This is a genomic window from Acinetobacter sp. 228, from assembly GCF_048147885.1.
In genome coordinates, this window is sequence record NZ_JAYWYV010000012.1 from 1 (window position 1) to 18,304 (window position 18,304).

Annotated in this window: 20 protein-coding genes and 3 tRNA genes; 13 read left to right on the plus strand and 10 right to left on the minus strand. The window is 43.8% G+C overall.

What is annotated here, in order from left to right; genetic code table 11:
- The 3 genes from VXQ92_RS10170 to VXQ92_RS10180 all read right to left on the minus strand — a co-directional run bounded on the left by VXQ92_RS10170 (window position 1) and on the right by VXQ92_RS10180 (window position 868).
- Window positions 1-73: transfer RNA gene (locus VXQ92_RS10170), tRNA-Phe, on the minus strand.
- A gap of 137 nt (window positions 74-210) precedes the next feature.
- Window positions 211-286 (minus strand) — tRNA-Phe (locus VXQ92_RS10175).
- Between the two features lie 204 nt (window positions 287-490).
- Complete coding sequence (locus tag VXQ92_RS10180; RefSeq protein WP_064095005.1) at window positions 491-868, minus strand: GNAT family N-acetyltransferase; 378 nt, start codon at window positions 866-868, stop codon at window positions 491-493.
- A 96-nt stretch (window positions 869-964) separates the two neighbouring features.
- Here VXQ92_RS10180 and hisB point away from each other — a divergent pair, with 96 nt between their 5' ends.
- The 6 genes from hisB to VXQ92_RS10210 all read left to right on the plus strand — a co-directional run bounded on the left by hisB (window position 965) and on the right by VXQ92_RS10210 (window position 5,708).
- Entirely contained in the window at window positions 965-1,558 is a 594-nt protein-coding gene (gene hisB, locus VXQ92_RS10185) for an imidazoleglycerol-phosphate dehydratase HisB (RefSeq protein ID WP_005095198.1), read from the plus strand.
- A complete protein-coding gene (hisH, locus tag VXQ92_RS10190) occupies window positions 1,558-2,175 on the plus strand; it encodes an imidazole glycerol phosphate synthase subunit HisH (protein ID WP_416681375.1) in 618 nt (205 codons plus the stop codon). The genes hisB and hisH overlap by 1 nt, the downstream gene beginning before the upstream one ends.
- A 166-nt stretch (window positions 2,176-2,341) precedes the next feature.
- A complete protein-coding gene (locus VXQ92_RS10195; protein WP_416681377.1) occupies window positions 2,342-2,875 on the plus strand; it encodes a DUF805 domain-containing protein in 534 nt (177 codons plus the stop codon).
- Between the two features lie 103 nt (window positions 2,876-2,978).
- Window positions 2,979-3,638 carry a 3'-5' exonuclease gene (locus VXQ92_RS10200; RefSeq protein WP_416681380.1) on the plus strand — a complete coding sequence of 220 codons (660 nt, stop codon included), beginning with the start codon at window positions 2,979-2,981 and terminating at the stop codon, window positions 3,636-3,638.
- A 340-nt stretch (window positions 3,639-3,978) separates the two neighbouring features.
- Complete coding sequence (hisA, locus tag VXQ92_RS10205; RefSeq protein ID WP_416681382.1) at window positions 3,979-4,713, plus strand: 1-(5-phosphoribosyl)-5-[(5-phosphoribosylamino)methylideneamino]imidazole-4-carboxamide isomerase; 735 nt, start codon at window positions 3,979-3,981, stop codon at window positions 4,711-4,713.
- A 65-nt stretch (window positions 4,714-4,778) separates the two neighbouring features.
- Window positions 4,779-5,708, plus strand: coding sequence for a DMT family transporter (locus VXQ92_RS10210; protein WP_064095009.1), 930 nt, complete (start codon window positions 4,779-4,781; stop codon window positions 5,706-5,708).
- Window positions 5,709-5,764: 56 nt separating this feature from the next.
- Here the strand turns inward: VXQ92_RS10210 and VXQ92_RS10215 are convergent, their stop codons facing one another.
- Genes VXQ92_RS10215 through VXQ92_RS10225 form a run of 3 tightly spaced genes read right to left on the minus strand, consistent with a single transcriptional unit; the run spans window position 5,765 to window position 7,783 of the window.
- Complete coding sequence (locus VXQ92_RS10215) at window positions 5,765-6,160, minus strand: DUF4870 family protein (protein ID WP_064095010.1); 396 nt, start codon at window positions 6,158-6,160, stop codon at window positions 5,765-5,767.
- Window positions 6,161-6,181: 21 nt separating this feature from the next.
- Entirely contained in the window at window positions 6,182-6,808 is a 627-nt protein-coding gene (locus VXQ92_RS10220) for a DUF1294 domain-containing protein (protein WP_064102631.1), read from the minus strand.
- 27 nt (window positions 6,809-6,835) lie between these two features.
- Window positions 6,836-7,783 carry a homoserine kinase gene (locus VXQ92_RS10225; protein WP_416681384.1) on the minus strand — a complete coding sequence of 316 codons (948 nt, stop codon included), beginning with the start codon at window positions 7,781-7,783 and terminating at the stop codon, window positions 6,836-6,838.
- A 113-nt stretch (window positions 7,784-7,896) separates the two neighbouring features.
- On the opposite strand from VXQ92_RS10225, the gene hisF reads away from it, so the two are divergent.
- Entirely contained in the window at window positions 7,897-8,655 is a 759-nt protein-coding gene (gene hisF / locus VXQ92_RS10230; protein WP_004647284.1) for an imidazole glycerol phosphate synthase subunit HisF, read from the plus strand.
- Window positions 8,656-8,941: 286 nt separating this feature from the next.
- Here hisF and VXQ92_RS10235 read toward each other — a convergent pair whose 3' ends face one another.
- Window positions 8,942-9,598 (minus strand): hypothetical protein, encoded by a 657-nt coding sequence (locus VXQ92_RS10235; protein WP_416681386.1) that lies wholly within the window; start codon window positions 9,596-9,598, stop codon window positions 8,942-8,944.
- 108 nt (window positions 9,599-9,706) lie between these two features.
- Between VXQ92_RS10235 and VXQ92_RS10240 the strand changes: the two genes are divergently transcribed.
- Together VXQ92_RS10240 and aqpZ are read left to right on the plus strand one after the other, a co-directional pair.
- Window positions 9,707-10,717, plus strand: a complete 1,011-nt coding sequence (locus tag VXQ92_RS10240; protein ID WP_416681389.1) for an AraC family transcriptional regulator ligand-binding domain-containing protein — start codon at window positions 9,707-9,709, stop codon at window positions 10,715-10,717.
- Between the two features lie 104 nt (window positions 10,718-10,821).
- Window positions 10,822-11,511, plus strand: coding sequence for an aquaporin Z (gene aqpZ, locus VXQ92_RS10245; protein ID WP_064095016.1), 690 nt, complete (start codon window positions 10,822-10,824; stop codon window positions 11,509-11,511).
- A 98-nt stretch (window positions 11,512-11,609) separates the two neighbouring features.
- On the opposite strand, the gene VXQ92_RS10250 is transcribed toward aqpZ, so the two are convergent.
- Together VXQ92_RS10250 and VXQ92_RS10255 are read right to left on the minus strand one after the other, a co-directional pair.
- Complete coding sequence (locus tag VXQ92_RS10250; RefSeq protein ID WP_064095017.1) at window positions 11,610-11,855, minus strand: hypothetical protein; 246 nt, start codon at window positions 11,853-11,855, stop codon at window positions 11,610-11,612.
- A 79-nt stretch (window positions 11,856-11,934) separates the two neighbouring features.
- Window positions 11,935-13,014 (minus strand): DNA/RNA non-specific endonuclease, encoded by a 1,080-nt coding sequence (locus tag VXQ92_RS10255; protein ID WP_416681392.1) that lies wholly within the window; start codon window positions 13,012-13,014, stop codon window positions 11,935-11,937.
- Between the two features lie 264 nt (window positions 13,015-13,278).
- Between VXQ92_RS10255 and VXQ92_RS10260 the strand changes: the two genes are divergently transcribed.
- Complete coding sequence (locus tag VXQ92_RS10260) at window positions 13,279-13,854, plus strand: hypothetical protein (RefSeq protein ID WP_416681394.1); 576 nt, start codon at window positions 13,279-13,281, stop codon at window positions 13,852-13,854.
- A gap of 77 nt (window positions 13,855-13,931) precedes the next feature.
- Here the strand turns inward: VXQ92_RS10260 and VXQ92_RS10265 are convergent, their stop codons facing one another.
- Window positions 13,932-15,812, minus strand: a complete 1,881-nt coding sequence (locus tag VXQ92_RS10265; protein WP_064095020.1) for a potassium transporter Kup — start codon at window positions 15,810-15,812, stop codon at window positions 13,932-13,934.
- A 121-nt stretch (window positions 15,813-15,933) separates the two neighbouring features.
- On the opposite strand from VXQ92_RS10265, the gene VXQ92_RS10270 reads away from it, so the two are divergent.
- The 3 genes from VXQ92_RS10270 to VXQ92_RS10280 all read left to right on the plus strand — a co-directional run bounded on the left by VXQ92_RS10270 (window position 15,934) and on the right by VXQ92_RS10280 (window position 18,113).
- Window positions 15,934-16,024: transfer RNA gene (locus VXQ92_RS10270), tRNA-Ser, on the plus strand.
- 346 nt (window positions 16,025-16,370) lie between these two features.
- On the plus strand, window positions 16,371-17,507 hold the full coding sequence (locus VXQ92_RS10275; protein WP_416681397.1) for a J domain-containing protein: 1,137 nt from the start codon (window positions 16,371-16,373) through the stop codon (window positions 17,505-17,507).
- Window positions 17,508-17,912: 405 nt separating this feature from the next.
- A complete protein-coding gene (locus VXQ92_RS10280) occupies window positions 17,913-18,113 on the plus strand; it encodes a hypothetical protein (RefSeq protein WP_004781578.1) in 201 nt (66 codons plus the stop codon).
- Window positions 18,114-18,304 lie beyond the last annotated feature (191 nt).

Genomic DNA, 18,304 nt, shown 5'->3' on the forward strand with positions numbered 1-18,304 from the left:
TGGCGAGACCCAGGATCGAACTGGGGACACACGGATTTTCAATCCGTTGCTCTACCTACTGAGCTATCACGCCGATGCGGTGTATTAAGCCGTATCTGGCTTCATTAGTCAATCAAAATTATGAAAAAAATATTTGAGTGCCTGATTTTTGGCCTAAAAAAAATCCCTGATGGGATCAGGGATTGAAAACTTTTAAATCGTTTTAAAATATGGTGGCGAGACCCAGGATCGAACTGGGGACACACGGATTTTCAATCCGTTGCTCTACCTACTGAGCTATCACGCCGATGTCGCGTATTAAACAGTCTCCATTATAAATCGTCAAGAGCGGAGAGAATAATTTTCATCAAATGTTTACTTTTCCATCAACTCGGGTCAATTTGAGTCACAATTCAAACAGTTTTTACCAAAGACCTTAGCAATTCAAACAGATCTAGACGCTTGCTTACATAAAAAAGCAGCCTTAAGGCTGCTTTTGACTGCGCTATCTTTATATCTTTTCCAGATTGGCCAGACAACGATGAATGGCCCCACAGCCCGGTACAAAATTTTTCACGCCTTTATCTTCTTCCATGCGACAGACTTCACTGACCAGCCTTTCTGCCACACCACGACCACGGTTGGCCGGATGTACCACGATATTTTCCAGAATCCGGCTTTCGCCCTGCCCGGTGCACCAGATTGCCCCAATAATTTTGCTATTAAATTCTGCGCTATAAACTGAGGTATACTGTGCAAGGTTTTGCTCTAGTTGTTCCATGGCATCTGACCCGTCGCTAAATTCCGGGCTCGTGTCATACAGTCGCTCAAGCTGGCTGCGCACTTCGTCATTTTCTAAAGAAGTATAAGCATGTACGGTGATAGGCATTGATAAACCCTCCTGAGCAATCTAATATGCGGTGACTTCGTCACGGCGAAAATATTTTCTACATCAATCATTTTGACGTATTTGAGGAACGTGTCTATGACAGATCGTATCAGTGAAGTGGTAAGAAATACCAACGAAACCAAAATTCGAGTTCGTTTGAATCTCGACGGTACTGGTCAAGGCACCTTAAACACGGGTATTCCCTTTTTAGATCATATGATTGATCAAATCAAGCGGCATGGCCTGTTTGATATTGATATTCATTGTGAGGGCGATCTGGAAATTGACGACCATCATACTGTAGAAGACTGCGGTATTACGCTGGGTCAGGCTTTCGCGCAAGCGCTGGGTGATAAAAAAGGTTTGAAACGCTATGGCCATTTCTATGCGCCACTTGATGAATCTTTAAGCCGTGTCGTGGTCGATCTGTCGGGTCGTCCGGGCCTATTTATGGATATTCCATTTACCCGTGCCATGATCGGCCGTTTTGATGTAGACCTGTTCTCTGAATTCTTCCAGGGCTTTGTGAACCACTCGCTGATGACCGTGCATATCGACAACCTGAAGGGCAAAAACAGCCATCACCAGATCGAAAGCGTATTTAAAGCATTTGCGCGTGCACTGCGTATGGCCTGTGAAGTCGATCCACGTGCTGCCAATACGGTAGCTTCAACCAAAGGTACGCTGTAATGACCCGTATTGCCCTTCTTGATTATGGCATGGGAAATTTGCACTCTGCGGCAAAAGCATTAGAACATGTCGGTGCCACGGTTGATGTGACCAATGATCCAAAACTGATTGCACAAGCAGACAAGATTGTCTTTCCGGGCGTAGGCGCGATGCGTGACTGCATGCAAGGTATGCACGAAGCCGGGATTGATGAAGTGGTACGCAACGCCGTATTTAACAAGCCGGTACTGGCCATTTGTGTGGGTATGCAAGCCTTGATGCAACATTCCGAAGAGAATGGCGGTGCAGAGGCACTGGGTATTTTTGAAGGCGCAGTCAAGCATTTTCCGGAAATGGCGGGCTTAAAAGTGCCGCATATGGGCTGGAACCAGGTGCATCAGGCTGATCCTGATCATCCGATGTGGAACAATATCGAACAGGACGCGCGTTTTTACTTTGTGCACAGTTACTATGTAGAACCACAAGATTCAGACCTGGTGGCAGCGACTTGTACCTATGGCATCGAGTTCTGTACCGCAATTCATAAAGAAAACCTGTTTGCGACCCAGTTCCATCCGGAAAAGAGCCATACCGCCGGTTTACAGTTATTGAAAAACTTTGTGGATTGGAAGATCTAATCTCAGGATTTTTAAAGTTTCTAAAAAGCTCGCATCTGCGGGCTTTTTTATTCATTTAGATTAGTTCACTGCTAGAATTCTGACTATTTTTTAGCCATTAAAATTGTTATGATTTTGAAGTAACTCATTATATTTAAAAATAATTAAACTCAGGGGAAATACAATAATGAATCCACACTATCCAAGCAATGAATCAGCTTTAAGCCCAAATGGTCGTTTTGGCCGCTTGTCTTATCTCGGCTGGAACATGCTAATGACCTTTTCGCTCCTGATCATCATTGGGATGATTGCAGCTTTTTCACCTGGCCTATTTATGGATAGCTCTACCTTGGCAGGCTCATCCATGGTTTCAACTGTTCTCATCGGACTCGCTTACTTGGTCATGCTATATTTTAGTTTTGTTTTTACTATTCGCCGTCTACATGACCGTAATCACACAGGATGGTTATCCTTACTTGTCCTCATTCCGCTGGTCAATCTGATTTTTATCCTTTACTTAATTTTTGCTAAAGGGGATGACCGTCCCAACCAATATGGCCCTCGACGTAGCACCCGAACATGGGAAAAGGTTTTAGGCTGGCTCTATTTTTTAATTTTCCCTTTAGCTATTCTGGCTGCAATTGCGCTTCCGGCATATCAAGACTATGTGACTCAGGCTCAACAGGCGCAGATGGAACAGAGTAGCTATCACACTGATTAATCCTTGTTAAATTTTGCATAAAGCCCATTCTTCATGGGCTTTATTTTTGCCTAGAACAGCAAAAGTGATTAAGCTGAATGCATTCATTTAATGATTGAAGCTTATGCAACAGCTGCTGGATACTTTACCAAGCAAGGAACAAATTCAGACTTTTCTTGTATTTAAAAATCTTCCAATGCAACAGATTCAGGTGATTAATCGTCTGGAACAGTGTCATGCCCTTGAACAGGAGCTAAAAAGCTGTGCCGTCCTGGGTTTCGATTCTGAATCCAAGCCCACCTTTAAAGTCGGTGAAGTCTCTACCGGGCCACATCTGATTCAGCTAGCGACTTTGCACAAAGCCTATTTATTTCAAATGAATGATTCGATCTGGGATTTTCTTAAACCGATCTTTGCCAGTCGAGACCAGATCAAGGTCGGTTTTGGCCTGAAAAATGATGCGCATCTGTTCCGTAAAAAAGGCATTGAACTCAACAGTGTGGTCGAACTGTCCAAATGTTTTAAAGCTTTTGGTTTAAACAATCCGGTCGGATTAAAAAATGCCATGGCTTTGCTATTTCAAGTAAATTTTCCTAAATCCAAACGGATTAGTACCTCGAACTGGGCCAGCAAGAAGCTCAGCCCGGCACAGATTGACTATGCCGCGGCAGATGCCTATGCGCCCGTGCTGGTATTTGAAGAATTGTTGCAGCGAGGTCTTTTACCCAAAGAGATTCCCAATACGTCACTGAAATTGAGAATCCGCCCCTCATCGACGGCTTAAGCACTTGAGCCACGTATTGCGTCTGGCATGACAAGGATGACTCCAATATTGCTTGATATACGAATGAAAGCCGGGATGAGTAAAGTCGAAAACGGAGTTTCAACAGCAATGTCTTTTTACCGTTTTGATTAACGCTCAGTTCGATACGCGACCCACTATAAAGATCTGATCTCCATTCACTCGCAGACTCATTAACGCCATTAAAATAAATTACCTAACTCCTACCTGTCTGCGTACAGGTTTTCTTTATTCATACCGTTTAAGAGTTAGAAATTTCGACTTTATTTGCTAAGATGAAGCCACTGAAATTCATTCTAAAGATTGAGCAAGGAGCGAAAGCATGCTGATCATTCCTGCAATTGACCTGAAAGATGGCAAATGTGTCCGTTTAAAACAAGGTCGTATGGAAGACGATACCGTATTTTCAGACGATCCGGTCGCAACAGCACAGCATTGGGTAAATGAAGGCGCTCGCCGCTTGCATCTGGTAGATTTAAACGGTGCTTTCGCAGGTACGCCAATCCATAAGCCAGTGGTTGAAGCCATTGTCAAATCCCAGCCTGACTTGCCGATCCAGATTGGCGGCGGTATTCGTTCTCTGGAAACCATCGAGCATTATCTGCAAGCTGGTGTTTCTTTTGTGATTATTGGCACCAAAGCAGTTCAGAATCCTGAATTTGTTGAAGAAGCATGTCAAAAATTTGCCGGCCACATTATTGTGGGTATTGATGCCATGAATGGCATGGTGGCAACAGATGGCTGGGCCAATGTGACTGATGTCAAAGCTACTGACCTGGCGAAACGTTTTGCCGATGCTGGTGTATCCAGCATTGTCTATACGGATATCGCGCGTGATGGCATGATGCAGGGTGTAAACATTGAACAGACCGTAAACCTGGCACAATATTCAGGCCTGCCTGTGATTGCTTCAGGTGGCGTGACCAATCTGGATGACGTACGTAACCTGAAAGACCAACCGGGTATTTTAGGCGCAATTACCGGTCGTGCAATTTACGAAGGTACCTTAAGTTTACGTGAAGCACAGTTATTGCTAGATGAGCAACAAGCGCTATAATTAAGCCTGCTGTAAAAGAGGTCTTCGGACCTCTTTTTTATTTTTTATTTTTCTGATCTCCTCGCATGTCTACACTTATTTCCAAAAATCACTCCGGCTGGATGGTGAAAGCGCCGCAACTCGCCCTGATCCTGATCACCATTATCTGGGGAGGCAGTTTTATTACTGTGCAATACGGGCTGAATTTTAGCAGTCCGATGATATTTGTCGGTCTGCGCTTTGCTGCAGCAGCGCTTGCCGTCACCCTGATTTCACTGAAGTCGCTAAAAGGCATGAACCTGAAAGAGGCGTTCGCCGGCGCGGTGATTGGATTTATGATTTCCATTGGTTATGGCACCCAAACAGTGGGTTTACAGACCATTAGCAGCAGTGAATCGGCTTTTTTAACCGCCTTGTATGTGCCGCTGGTCCCGATCCTGCTCTGGCTATTGTTTGCTAAAAAACCACAGGTGATGACCTGGATCGGAGCGCTGTTTGCCTTTACCGGTCTGGTATTTTTGACAGGCAATGGCTTTGCTGCAATTCAGCTCAGTTTCGGGCAAACCCTGACGTTGCTTGGTTCGATTGCAATTGCACTGGAGATTATTTTCATCAGCCATTTTGCTGAACGGGTCAATGTACGCCGGGTTACAGTGCTGCAACTGATTTTTGCATCATTGTTCTGTTTTATGATCGCACCCGTTTTAGGTGAATCTCAGCTACCCGAATTTCACTGGCATCTGGCAGGAATTTTAGTCGGTTTAGGCATTGCCAGTGCCTTGATTCAACTGGTGATGAACTGGGCGCAGCGCATGGTCAATCCTTCGCAGGCAGCGATTATCTATGCCGGCGAACCGGTATGGGCAGCCCTGTTTGGCCGTCTGGCCGGAGAACGTCTACCTGCGCTCGCGCTAGTCGGTGGATTGATGGTGGTGCTTGGCGTGATTGTCAGTGAATGGAAACCAAAGTTTTTAAGAAAAGAACCAACAGAAGAATTAAAGCAAGATCTTTCTTAATTCCACTAAATCCCCCTTAAAAGGGGGATTTTTTCTCTGGGGAAATACGGCTAAAATTATTTGTTATACATCGGCTTGTTGTCATTTAAACGCATGATACCGCGGATCGCCCGATAGACAATCCAGATCCAGGAAACAAAAATGACAATCAAACAGAAAGCGGAAGCACCAAAGGTTACGCCGGCAAATAGATCGGGATCTTCATGAGTAAAGAACAGGAACAGGAAGGGAACAAAAGCAATAATATTCCAGAACAGATACCACCAGAAACTGCGGATCTGCCAGGTAAAGTGGCTTTCAAAGATGGAACCACGTACATCGCGCCGTTTTACATAGTTAATGATGAGGGCTACGACAGCCAGCAGGCCAGCACTAAAAATGGCCACGATATATAAAATGTATAATGCAAAAGTCAGTGTGCGGTTTGGGTCTTTATCAATGGAATAGTTCACATCCCCTCCTCGTATTTTCCCCTAGATATTTAAGCTATTGAATGGGGAAATCAGCCATAGAATCAAAATGATGTTAAAGCCTATGGTACAAAAATATATCTGCCGGAACGGTTGTTTTTGTGTTTTATGGCGTAATTTCTGCTGTGCCAGCCAGGCTGCCGGCCAGCCGCCCAAGAAGGCCACCAGATGCAAGGTATTTTCCGGAATACGGCGATTACCCAGCTGTGCTGCTTCCTTGTCTTGTGCGTAGAGCCAGTAGCTCAGTGCATTCATCAGGCTGACCAGCAATAAGACCAGTCCACTGAGTAAACCCGCCAGCGTCAGAACGACCAGAAACAGAAGATAACCCACACAGGCAATTTGCATGGGTTGTAATTTCTGTGTCTGCTGCGGCTTGGACGGCTTGAGTTTGGCTTGCAGACCTTTGCTTTGCGATGCTTTAAGGTACATCACCTGCTGCGCGCGATAACGTCCACGTTCATCCAGAACGACCAGATAATCCAGCGCACAGCCCACGATTGGACGTGGGCCAGGCTTGGCAAAATCCTTGATATGTAGAAATACGCGATCTTTGGCGGGGTCACTGGGCTGAATGAAACCATACCCCTGTTCATCAAACCATTCCACTAAGCGTCCCTGATCGCGCATATCCCCTATCCTTTTTAATCTGATTGTTTAAGCAGTGACGAATTTTAAGCGTTCAATCAGCATATTACGCATTTCGTCCGGATTTTTTTGCAAAATATCTTCGCCATTCCGACCCAGTGCTGCATTACGCTGTGCCACCTGCAGACGCATCATCCAGAAACGCCCAGCCGCCATGGCCAGATAAAGTTCCAGACAGGATTTTTCATCCTCAGTTAAGGGACGAACGGTTTCATACGCTTTTAAAAAGGCATTGGCCTTTTCTTTATTAAGGACCACGTCAGGATATTCAGTACAGAAATCATTTAACGTAATCGCGATGTCAAACAGGAATTCATCTTGATTCAACTCATAAAAATCCAGAATACCATTCAGCTGATCGCCTTCAAATAAAGTATTGTCACGGAACAGATCTGAATGAATAAAACCGCGTGGACGGTCCGGATATACCGCCGTTAAAGCCTCATATAAACCTAACAGTTTACCCAGCAAGACTTTATCTGCCGGATTCAAGCTTGGTTTGATCTCTTGAGACACTGCCAGCCAATATGCATGATCACGTACGAAATTACGTTGCAGTTTAAAGTCTTGTAACGCCACGTGCATTTTCGCCTGAGCCACTGCAATCGCTTCAACTTGTCCGATGGTAGAGGGCATCGGATGTTCACCCATCAGGCGCGGTGCAATTTGTGCCGGTTTATCTTTAATACTGTGAATCGCTTTGCCTGAATGCGATAAAGGCACCGGAACAGCCAACCCAGCCTGCCCCAGATGTTCCAGAACCGGAACCAGTTCGCCTGCTGCCTGTTCATCCATATCTTCAAATACGGTCAGCACATATTGCTGGTCTTCGCAGACTAAAAAATAGTTGGTATTTTGAATACCGCCTTGAATGGGAATCAGATCAATCGCCTTTAAACCATAAGGCGCTGCAAAATCCTGAACTTCCTTTAAAGTCAAAGTGGTATAAACCGACATAGAAAACCTGCGAAAAAACTTACATAATTTTGCTAGAATACCGTTTCCATCTGCCAAGGTGTAGCGCTTGCGTGGGTGAGTTTCATAATCGGCTGTAATAATTGGAAAAATTTATGCTAGCTAAACGTATTATTCCTTGTCTGGACGTGGATAACGGCCGCGTGGTCAAGGGTGTCCAGTTCCTTGATATTCGTGATGCGGGCGACCCGGTCGAAGTGGCGCGCCGATATAATGAACAAGGTGCCGATGAAATTACATTCCTTGATATTACCGCTACACATCATGGACGCGACACGACTTACCGTACCGTGGAACGTATGGCCGAATCTGTATTCGTGCCTCTGACTGTCGGGGGTGGTGTACGTAAAGTTGAAGATATCCGTTTACTGCTCAATGCCGGTGCAGACAAAGTCAGTATTAACTCGGCAGCCATTTATAATCCCGAGTTTGTGCAAGAAGCATCACAGCGCTTTGGCGCACAGTGTATCGTGGTGGCGATCGATGCAAAAAAAACTGGCGACCACAAATGGGAAATTTTCACCCACGGTGGCCGTAAAGAAACCGGGATTGATGCGATTGAATGGGCTGTGAAAATGGCTGACTTCGGCGCAGGTGAGTTACTGATTACTTCGATGGATGCCGATGGCACCAAAGCCGGTTACGATATTGCCCTGATGCGTGCGATTAATGACCGCGTCACGGTACCGACTATTGCTTCTGGCGGTGTGGGTAATTTACAGCATTTGGCGGACGGCATTATTCATGGTGGTGCCGATGCGGTACTGGCAGCTTCAATTTTCCATTTTGGCCAGCATACCATTCCGGAAGCCAAAGCCTATATGGCAGCCCAAGGGATTGAAATGCGCCTTTAAGCCGTTTTAGATGATGATTTGATTAAAGAGTGTTTTTATAAACACTCTTTTTTTATGCCTTAAATAAAACAACACAGCAAATACGGGACAAAAAAAAGGAGTCTTACGACTCCTTATAAAACCAAGATAAGACTACAGCACTTGGTATTCAAAATAACTCATTACACCCAGAAACATTATCAGTATGAGGCTTTGCTCACCGACAGGAGCAAATATAAGTGAAATCCGCAGGACAATATTGACAATACAATCGTATTTTATTGACAAATCACGACAAAGCCCTGTTTTACTCCATAACCTGTGTATTTAACTGCTTCATTACCGTATTTTTTGCAGTATTTTTCGTCATTTTAGTGGAAGCATCGGCCGATTTAACCGGAAAATATTGTTCTGCCCAGCGGTTCAGTTTTTTCGAGATCGGTGCAGGCAAGCTCAAACCTAAAGGATTCTGTTCCTGCAAATCTGCCGAGGAAACCACCCGGGTACCGAGCAGATAATCAAACCAGGGCTTGGTGACGCACCAGTTCGCATCCTGATTACTATTCATATGATGATCATAATGCCAGGGCAATTTCTTTTTGGCCCATTCCGGTTCCAGATGAGCCCGGCGATGTAAATAATAATAGTTACCTGCACTATATAGGGTAGCCAGTGTCATGCCTTTGGAAAAAGGATAAAAACTGAGTCCAAAAACGGTTGCGACCACTGCAAGTGAAGCTATTTCATTACGGGTACGCCAGTTATCCAGTCCTTCTACATAACCGAAATCGGAAAATTCCGTTTTGCGCACAACCCGGTGATGTTCCCAATGGGAGCGCATACTTTCCGGCACCGGACTATAGCGGCTCTGTCCCGGCCGGTGAACACCATGCAATACATACTTATGCGCAAACCATTCAAACCCATTTGCAACGACGAGTCCTGCCAGAAAACCTTTCCACATGATCTTTTACCTCTTGGTCTATTTTGAATATAGGCTAAATAAAGGACTAGATATTGACCAAAATATTCAATATGATTGACAAAATACGACAAAATAAAAGAATTAAAAATGCTGGTTCTAAAAGACTACGTAGGCTCGGTATACGGGGGTTTAGGACATTTGCTTTTGGACTATTATCAGTTGAAACAGCTTGAAGTCCCTAAGAAATTATTGGCCATTCAAAACCTCGAATGCTTCGATTTCGTCCTGTGGCGTGAGCTGTTAACAACACTTGATCAACAGCTGCAACGACCTGCTCTGGGTCTGGAAATAGCCCAACTGGTAGAAGTCAAACATCTCGGGATCATTGGCTATCTGACCCTCTCAAGTGAAACCTTGGGGGAGGCCTTCATGCGCTATCATGATTATCATCGCCTGATCTATGATGGCGGTCCACTCCAGCTGCAGTGGGAAGGTGATTATGTGTCGATTGGCTGGGCCGAAGTCCCTTTTAATTTGAATACCCAATTGACCGATGAAATCGCCATTGCACTGATGACCGAGTTCATTAAGACCATTGTTCAGGATCCGCGTGGTGTACAGTTATATGAAGTACATTTTCAGCATTCAATGCCCAAAAATATTTCCCTTTATGAACAGCATTTCCGCTGTAAGGTCCGTTTTTCCCAAGCTAAAAATCAGGTATTGGTACATGTAAGTGAACTTTCCATGCCACTGAAACAGGGCGACCAGACCTTGCAGAAACTGTTGATGCAACAGGCCAACGCACTGTTAGAAAAATTCCCGCACTCCACCCTGATTGATCAGCAACTGCAACAGGCGATTCTGATTGGCCTGCAAAAAAACCTGTTCCAGATTGAGCATATTGCCGAGCAGATGAATTTTTCAGTGCGTCAGTTACAGCGCCATTTGCAGAAACAGGGCAAAACCTACCAGCAACGGATGCAGGAAATCCGCTGCATGATGGCCATGCAATACCTGAAAGATCCACACTTGAGCTTGCAAGAAACCGCAATGTTACTCGGTTATTCTGAACAGAGTGCCTTTCAGCGGGCATTCAAGCAGTGGACCAAGCTGACGCCACAACAATGGCGATTAGAAAGCATCTCAATGTCGTGAACCCTGACAGGCACGAATAAAGACAGCAGCAATCTGCTCTCCCTATTGCAGCTTACTGATATAAAATTTAAAAAAAGCAAATAAAAACAATAAAGGAATACACTATGGATAAATATATTGCAGAATTGATCGGTACGTTCTGGCTGGTCTTCGGTGGTTGCGGCAGCGCGATATTAGCAGCGGCTTTTCCGGAACTGGGAATTGGTTTCGCTGGCGTCGCCTTGGCATTTGGTTTAACCGTACTCACCGGGGCTTATGCCCTCGGTCATATCTCGGGAGCACACTTTAATCCTGCGATCAGTGTGGGCTTATGGGCAGGTGGACGTTTTGAAGCTAAACAGCTGCTTCCCTATATCGTCTCACAGGTGATTGGTGCAATTCTGGCCGCCTGGTTACTGTATGTGATTGTACAAGGTCAGCTAGGATTTACCGGTACCGGTGCTTTTGCCAGCAATGGTTTTGCTGAACTCTCGCCCGCCCATTATTCTATGGGGTCGGCATTAATCATCGAGATTATACTGACTGCAATCTTTCTGATTGTAATTATGGGAGTTACTGATCGTCGTGCACCTGTTGGCTTTGCGCCAATTGCCATCGGTCTTGCCCTGACCCTGATTCACCTTATCAGTATTCCCGTGACCAATACTTCGGTCAATCCTGCGCGTAGTACAGGTGTAGCACTTTTTGCACAGACTGCAGCATTGAGTCAATTGTGGTTATTCTGGGTTGCCCCGATAGTTGGCGGCATTATTGGCGCATTGATTTACAAGACCCTGCTGGAAAAGAAAAACTAGTGCTTGCAGGGATAGAGATATAAAAATCTCTATCTAATTTATAAGTTCATTTTCTGCATGTTTCCCTTAGAACGTGCAGAAAAACAGAGCTGCACGTTTTATAAAAATGGATTTTCAATTTCATCCAGGTCATTACGCTGAATTTTTTCTGGCAGGTCAGGTGTGTTCTCGAGCTGCTGCACGACATCATCGATAAAAGCCTGCAAGGCTTTGGCCACTTTCAGCCCCTGCTGATCCTTGGTGATCTGCAAGTTACCATACAGGCTGACGCAGTCCAGATCATTTTCCAAAGTCAGATCATGAATGGCATGGGATTCGTTGCCATTTTCAAATGCTTTAAACATATCCTTTTCACCTGTCTTTGTTATTTTCTAATCAAGCTGTGATATCGATGCTACCTGAATTCCGGTTTTTTCAGCAAACTTATTTCAACAGCTGCAAAATATATTGCAATAAGGCATCAATCAGCTGTTTCACGATAGTCTCTTGCGTTGCGCTATCCATCGCACTGCCAGCTGCAGGTGAGGTCGAGCCGCTTGAGGCAAATTTGAACTGGCGTTGCAGCGCCTGCAGGTTTTCTTTGGAAACGTCTTCGGCACACTGGCTTTCCGCATCCCAGTTCGAATATTCAATTTTCTGGTTGGCTTTTACTGCCTTGGCTGTCAATGGCAGGCGATAAGTATTGCGCTTCTGCTCTTCAGTGAGCTGCGGGAACAGGTTAATTCCCAACTGTTCTTCCAGATAACAGACACTGACTATACGTACTTTGAGTGAATTATCATTCGGAGCATAGTAGGCACCAATGGCACCGGTTTTCGGCATATAAACTGCTTTATAGACCGCAGTCGGCACGATTACACCATTGCCGATGGTTTTGAGTTTTTTCCCTGCAAATACCGGACCGGTGATGACATAGACATCCTGCTTTTGCTTGGTCACAATCGCACGGGTAGCCTCTTCCAGCTCACGCCAGACCTGCTGATTGTTCTTGGGCGCCTGCGGCACCATATTGGCCAAGGAAAAACTGTCAAACTGTGCCGCTTTAGTCGGCATGTCAGCATTGGGTGCCATATGCCCCCGGTCATAGCCCGACCCGCGATAATCCGCCAATGTGGCACGATGTTTCGCACTAACCCGCTCTTCTTCATGAAAACTGTCTTCACGAGGAATTTTCTTGCTTAAGCGTGCCGGCGTTAAAGCTTCTGCCACCCAGAGCGGGGTCTTGGATACTCCGGAATACTCTACATTAAAGCCATTAAAACACAGTGAATAACTGTCTTTTTTCAGGCTCTCTCTCATCAGGTAAGGGGGTACATCACGGTAAAACTGGTTCAGGCAGGCAGAATCGGTAGAGGATGACAGTGATACCCATTGACTGATTTTTTCTTGACCAAAAGCGATGGCGAAGCTGCTCGAAGCCACTACACCCAGAATGACTTTAATACTATTATCATTTAAAAACTGAAAAAATGAATTTTTGGATTTACGCTGCTTCTTGGCCATTCTTACACGTACTTTTTAGATCAACACCGACTTTAATTGAGCTTAACAAGCTGTATAAGCGAAGTATATCTTGGCTCCACTATTCGTTTACTAAATAAACAATAACTGTGTATAAACCGCATTCGTTGTAACAAACTGTCTGGTTTTTATTTCTTTTTAAATGAATTTTCACGGTGTTTACGTAGCTTTGTTTGGCCTCATAGACTGAGTATGTAAAGCTAAGCGCCTATCCAATTCGTACAATTATTAGTAATGGTGTTAATTATGAATTCCAAATTCTCTAAAATATTAAGTTTAGGATTATTTACAAGTGTGATGAGCGTAGGGGCATTTGCCGAACCCACCATTCAACCGGGTGAAACACTTGAAAGCCTCTCTAAAGCTAAAATCAGTACAAAAGTGAATGGCCAGGAAGGCTCTTTAGAAAGTTTGGTAAATTCGGGCCAGATCCGCCTAGTTGACCCGCGTACAGTGGCACCACAGCCCGCAATGCCAAATACACCCGCCCCAATGTCTAATGATCCAGCAATGACTCAGGCACCAAATTCAGGTACTGTTCCTCAACCAGCTATGGTAGAACCTGGCATGAATGAGGCAGGTGTAGAGGCAAACATGTCTATGGCTGCGCCTCAACCACAACCAGCACTGGAAGAGCAGCAAACTGCTGCTATTACGTCAGAACAATCAATGCCTGAAGAGCAACAAGCTGCTGTGATTGAAGCAGAGGTAAGCAATGAACAGGCTGAAGTTGCGGTGCAATCGGATGCAGAGCCAGTACAGATGGAAGAACCTTTGAATGCGGCACCTGAAATGCCAGCTGCGGTAGAGCTTGAGCAATAAACCAAACTCGCCGGTTTATTGTTTTCTGTATAAAAAAACCAGAGTATGGCTCTGGTTTTTTTGATTTCTCATCTTACTTAGATCTGGATCTGGGTGCCCAGCTCGACTACACGGTTGGTTGGAATCTGATAAAAATCGCTGACCGGACTGGTATTACGCTGCATGGAAATAAACAGCTTTTCCCGCCAGGGTGCCATGCCCTCACCCACAGTATGCATAATCCGTTCACGTGAAATAAAGAAACTGATCTGCATTAGGTCATATTCAAAATTCCATTGCTCATAGGCCTGTTGTAACGCATCCGGAATATTCGGCTGATCCTTAAAACCGTAATAGATAAATACCCGGTAAAAGTGTTCACTCAGTTTTTCTACCTCAATCCGATCTTGTCTGTCGACAAAAGGAATGTCGCGGGTAATTACCGTGAGCATGATATTTCTTTCATGTAAGACTTTGTTATGCTTAATATTATGTAGCATGGCATGTGGCACAATATTGGGTGTACCCGTCAGGAAAACAGCATCCCCTGGTACAAACTTGGTGCCGTCCCCCATCGAGATGCTTTTAATAAATAAGTCTATCGGTAAAGCATCCTGCTCAAGCCGTGTCAGCACCAAAGCACGCCCGTCTTTCCAGGTCATGAGAATTGTAAACAGTACTGCACCAATCAGAATTGGTACCCAACCTCCTGAAGCGATTTTTAAGGAAGTTGAAGCAACAAAGATCAAATCCAGTGCCAAAAATGGCACAGCAAATAAAGCCACTTTCCATACCGGCCAACGCCAGAAGCCATACGCCAGAATTGAGATCAGAATTGTGCCGCAGAGCATGGTCATGGTCACTGCAACACCATAGGCACTGGCCAGACTGGCACTATTTTCAAACAGTAAAATCAGGATCAGGACCGAGATAAACAGCATCCAGTTAATGAAAGGCAGATAAATCTGACCGCGCTCCACTGCCGAAGTATGCTTGACTGACAGGCGCGGCAAATAACGCAACTGAATGGCCTGATTGACCATAGAAAACACCCCGGTAATAACCGCCTGTGAAGCAATTACCGCTGCTGCCGTTGCCAGTCCAATCATCGGGAACAAGGCCCACTCAGGTAACAGCATATAAAAAGGGTTCTCTAGTGCTTCAGGATTACGCAGCAACAATGCTCCTTGCCCGGCATAATTCAGCAATAGACACGGCAAGACAATAATGAACCAGGCCAGACGAATCGGCAGACGGCCAAAATGCCCCATATCGGCATAAATTGCTTCACCGCCGGTCATGGTCAGGATCACCGCCCCCATGGTCAGAAAAGCCACATAAGGCTGATCAACCACAAAGTGATAGGCCCAGTAAGGGTTTACCATCCAGAGTACAAATGGGGTCTGGATAATGCTCCATAAACCAAAGCCACCAATGGACAGAAACCAGAGCAGGGTTAAAGGCCCGAAGAACTTGCCCATCGTCGCCGTACCATGTCGCTGAATTATAAACAGTCCAGCCAGAATTCCGATCGATAACGGCACCAGCCATTGATTGAAAATGGGTGTCGCAATACTCAGGCCTTCGATGGCTGAGAGCACAGAGATTGCCGGAGTAATAATTCCGTCACCAAAAAATAGTGATGCCCCGATAAAGCCCAAGGCGATCAGGAAAATTTTCTTTTGATCGGAAATGCGTGTGGTACGCAGGTTCAATGCCAGCAGTGACATGATCCCGCCTTCACCATTGTTGTCAGCACGCATGATGATGGTGACGTATTTAAAACTGATGGTCAGCATCATGCACCAGAAAATCAGGGACAGGATGCCGAGTACTGAAGCTTCGCTAATGGCGAGATGTGCAGTGAGGAAGCATTGGCGCAGTGCATACAGCGGACTGGTCCCAATATCTCCAAAAACTACTCCAAGCGCAGCCAGCGTAATGACCGGAAGAGCTGCCTTTTGTGCAGTGCTTTGCATAAATTGTCTTCGTTTTTAACAAGCATTTTTGCGAATCATAGCACTGCGTTCAAAGTTTTTCCGCAAATCAATTGTTTCAAGCTTGGCAGACTGGCTTTTTTTCTATATCATCCACGGCCATGGTGAGGTGTCCGAGTGGCTGAAGGAGCACGCCTGGAAAGTGTGTATACGTTTATAGCGTATCGAGGGTTCGAATCCCTCTCTCACCGCCAAATATCATTATCATGTCGCCGCATGATGTCTCAAAAGGTTTAAATCTAAAGGGTTTAGGCCTTTTTTATTATCTAATACACTCCATAGCATAACAGTAGAATACCCGCACTTTTGCGGGTATATTTGCGGGTATCAGCCTTCATTCTCTAGGGAATGGACGACAAAAATGTCATAGTCATTCAAATTTATACCCGCTTGAACTGTTCTTGCGTGTGATTATGATCAGTTTTGAAACGAGGGAGATAGTGAAGGCTTTACCGAAGCTGGATATTTGAATATTAAGTTTTAAGGCATTAGAGGGGGTCTAATGCCTTAATTAAAATTAATTTATGAAAGAAATAATTTATGAATTTATATGAAATATTGCATATTTCTCAAGATGCACCAGAAGAAATTATTAAGCTTGCATATAAAGGGTTGGCTCAAAAATATCATCCAGATCGATATAAAGGTAATGATGCAAATGAAATAATGATTAAAATTAGAGAAGCATATGAAACTTTAATCGATCCAATTAAACGTAAAAATTATGATCAATTTCTTACAGAACAAGCCCGACGTAAGCAGCAACAAGAAGAATATATTAAGAAGAAGGAACAAGAAGAGTTTATGCGAGCTCAAAGAGCAGCTTTTGAACAGCAAAATAAAACCAACTCCACTAACGGCTCAAAAGACAACAGCCAAGAAGCTGATTCTGAAAGTTTCAAAATGAATATCTCCATTGATGTCCCACATAGCTTTTCTATTTTCTTCCCTTTTATAAAATTTAAAAATTGGATAATTTCAAAGAAAAAAGTTTTCATACAAATAGGTAGTACTTGTATTGCATTAGCTTTGATTTTCATAATTGTAATTGTAGCAAACTCATATATGCAGAGTTTATCGGATAAATCCGATGTAGAAGCAATTCTAGCTGCTGAAGAGGCAAGAGAGGCTGCTGAAGAAGCTGAAGCAGCAGCAGATGCCGCTGCGGTAGAGGCGACAGGAATTGAAGAAGATTACAGCCTAGCTGATTCAGAGTTAATGAATGATAGTGAAGAAGTTTATGCAGAAAGTGATGAAGCCAATACAGTTACTGATGAAAGAGCGATGTCCACATACGAAACTGGACTATTATATTACTTACAACCTAATCCTGCAGAAATTAAGACATCGTCCAAACAAGTGTATGATACTTTTAAAGAAAGTGGAATTATAGGAATTAAAGATCTTATCTCGAATTGCTATATTACATTTCAAAAATCAAAAAAATGTTTGTATTTAGACTTGGCTGGAAAATATATTAATGATTCAGGAGCAGATGCTGGACTTCCAGCAGATGAATTCTTTGAGAATGAAGCTATTATAGAAAGAATGAATAATAATTTTTATATTCCTAATAAAGTTGGAGCAGATTTAGCTACGCCTCATGCTGAACAAATAGCTCATCAAACCTATGAAACAATAGAAAAAATTATATCTGATGAAATGGCAGAAATGTAGTGTAATATGATCAGCGTTGATCAATTAAGCTTTTGGGACTAAAGAGTAATCATGTATCTAATTATAATTTCCCCAACCTAATTGATCAAAAAACTCAATTATTATTTTGTTTGAGGGTATTTTTGTGGGAAAATAGTCAATAATATTTATAATATTCAAATACTTAATTACAAAACCTAGCTTCCTCACTCTCACCGCCAAAATTCATTATCATGTAGCCACATGATGTCTTAGAAGGCTTAAATCTTAAGGGTTTAAGCCTTTTTTGTTGCCTAAATTATGAGGTGATGCGTTAAAAATAAAAGAATAACTATACAAGTTACATAAATGATGCCGGATGGCTGTTGAATGACACTGAGGAATATTCGAGCATGATCCTATCTTGGTAAAAAATGATGGATCGCTATGAAAGATGATGAAAAACCCCTAAATTTTGATGATGATAACGAGCCTCTGGATTTCGAAGATGAAGAGTTCACTGACGATAAAAAAGAGGATGAAATGTACAACCCGATCACCAAAGATGGATCAAGTGTAGATCCTGCGGATGATGGCACACGTCATCTTCGTCCTGAAGATGGTGATCCGCTAGAAGTCGAGCCTTAAGCCCTAGCCCAATTTTATATTGGGCTTTTTTTATAGTCTAAAACCTTAAAAGTGAGCATCTTGGACAGATGAATTGAAAAAGGATAATTCATTTTACTGGTTATTTTTGAGATGAGTATTGCTTGCCTTTTCTTTTGATAGATTTAAAGATGTAAGGATATAGGTTGGGATATATTGAAATAAATTCTCTG

Bases quoted from the DNA above. Each gene is read 5' to 3' on its own strand.
- hisF (WP_004647284.1), top strand. From the start codon at position 7,897: ATGCTAGCTAAACGTATTATTCCTTGTCTGGACGTGGATAACGGCCGC.
- aqpZ (WP_064095016.1), top strand. From the start codon at position 10,822: ATGGATAAATATATTGCAGAATTGATCGGTACGTTCTGGCTGGTCTTC.
- VXQ92_RS10235 (WP_416681386.1), bottom strand. From the start codon at position 9,598: ATGTGGAAAGGTTTTCTGGCAGGACTCGTCGTTGCAAATGGGTTTGAA.
- VXQ92_RS10250 (WP_064095017.1), bottom strand. From the start codon at position 11,855: ATGTTTAAAGCATTTGAAAATGGCAACGAATCCCATGCCATTCATGAT.
- hisB (WP_005095198.1), top strand. From the start codon at position 965: ATGACAGATCGTATCAGTGAAGTGGTAAGAAATACCAACGAAACCAAA.
- VXQ92_RS10210 (WP_064095009.1), top strand. From the start codon at position 4,779: ATGTCTACACTTATTTCCAAAAATCACTCCGGCTGGATGGTGAAAGCG.
- VXQ92_RS10225 (WP_416681384.1), bottom strand. From the start codon at position 7,783: ATGTCGGTTTATACCACTTTGACTTTAAAGGAAGTTCAGGATTTTGCA.
- VXQ92_RS10265 (WP_064095020.1), bottom strand. From the start codon at position 15,812: ATGCAAAGCACTGCACAAAAGGCAGCTCTTCCGGTCATTACGCTGGCT.
- VXQ92_RS10200 (WP_416681380.1), top strand. From the start codon at position 2,979: ATGCAACAGCTGCTGGATACTTTACCAAGCAAGGAACAAATTCAGACT.
- VXQ92_RS10240 (WP_416681389.1), top strand. From the start codon at position 9,707: ATGCTGGTTCTAAAAGACTACGTAGGCTCGGTATACGGGGGTTTAGGA.
- VXQ92_RS10275 (WP_416681397.1), top strand. From the start codon at position 16,371: ATGAATTTATATGAAATATTGCATATTTCTCAAGATGCACCAGAAGAA.
- VXQ92_RS10195 (WP_416681377.1), top strand. From the start codon at position 2,342: ATGAATCCACACTATCCAAGCAATGAATCAGCTTTAAGCCCAAATGGT.
- VXQ92_RS10220 (WP_064102631.1), bottom strand. From the start codon at position 6,808: ATGCGCGATCAGGGACGCTTAGTGGAATGGTTTGATGAACAGGGGTAT.
- hisH (WP_416681375.1), top strand. From the start codon at position 1,558: ATGACCCGTATTGCCCTTCTTGATTATGGCATGGGAAATTTGCACTCT.
- VXQ92_RS10260 (WP_416681394.1), top strand. From the start codon at position 13,279: ATGAATTCCAAATTCTCTAAAATATTAAGTTTAGGATTATTTACAAGT.
- hisA (WP_416681382.1), top strand. From the start codon at position 3,979: ATGCTGATCATTCCTGCAATTGACCTGAAAGATGGCAAATGTGTCCGT.
- VXQ92_RS10180 (WP_064095005.1), bottom strand. From the start codon at position 868: ATGCCTATCACCGTACATGCTTATACTTCTTTAGAAAATGACGAAGTG.
- VXQ92_RS10255 (WP_416681392.1), bottom strand. From the start codon at position 13,014: ATGGCCAAGAAGCAGCGTAAATCCAAAAATTCATTTTTTCAGTTTTTA.
- VXQ92_RS10280 (WP_004781578.1), top strand. From the start codon at position 17,913: ATGAAAGATGATGAAAAACCCCTAAATTTTGATGATGATAACGAGCCT.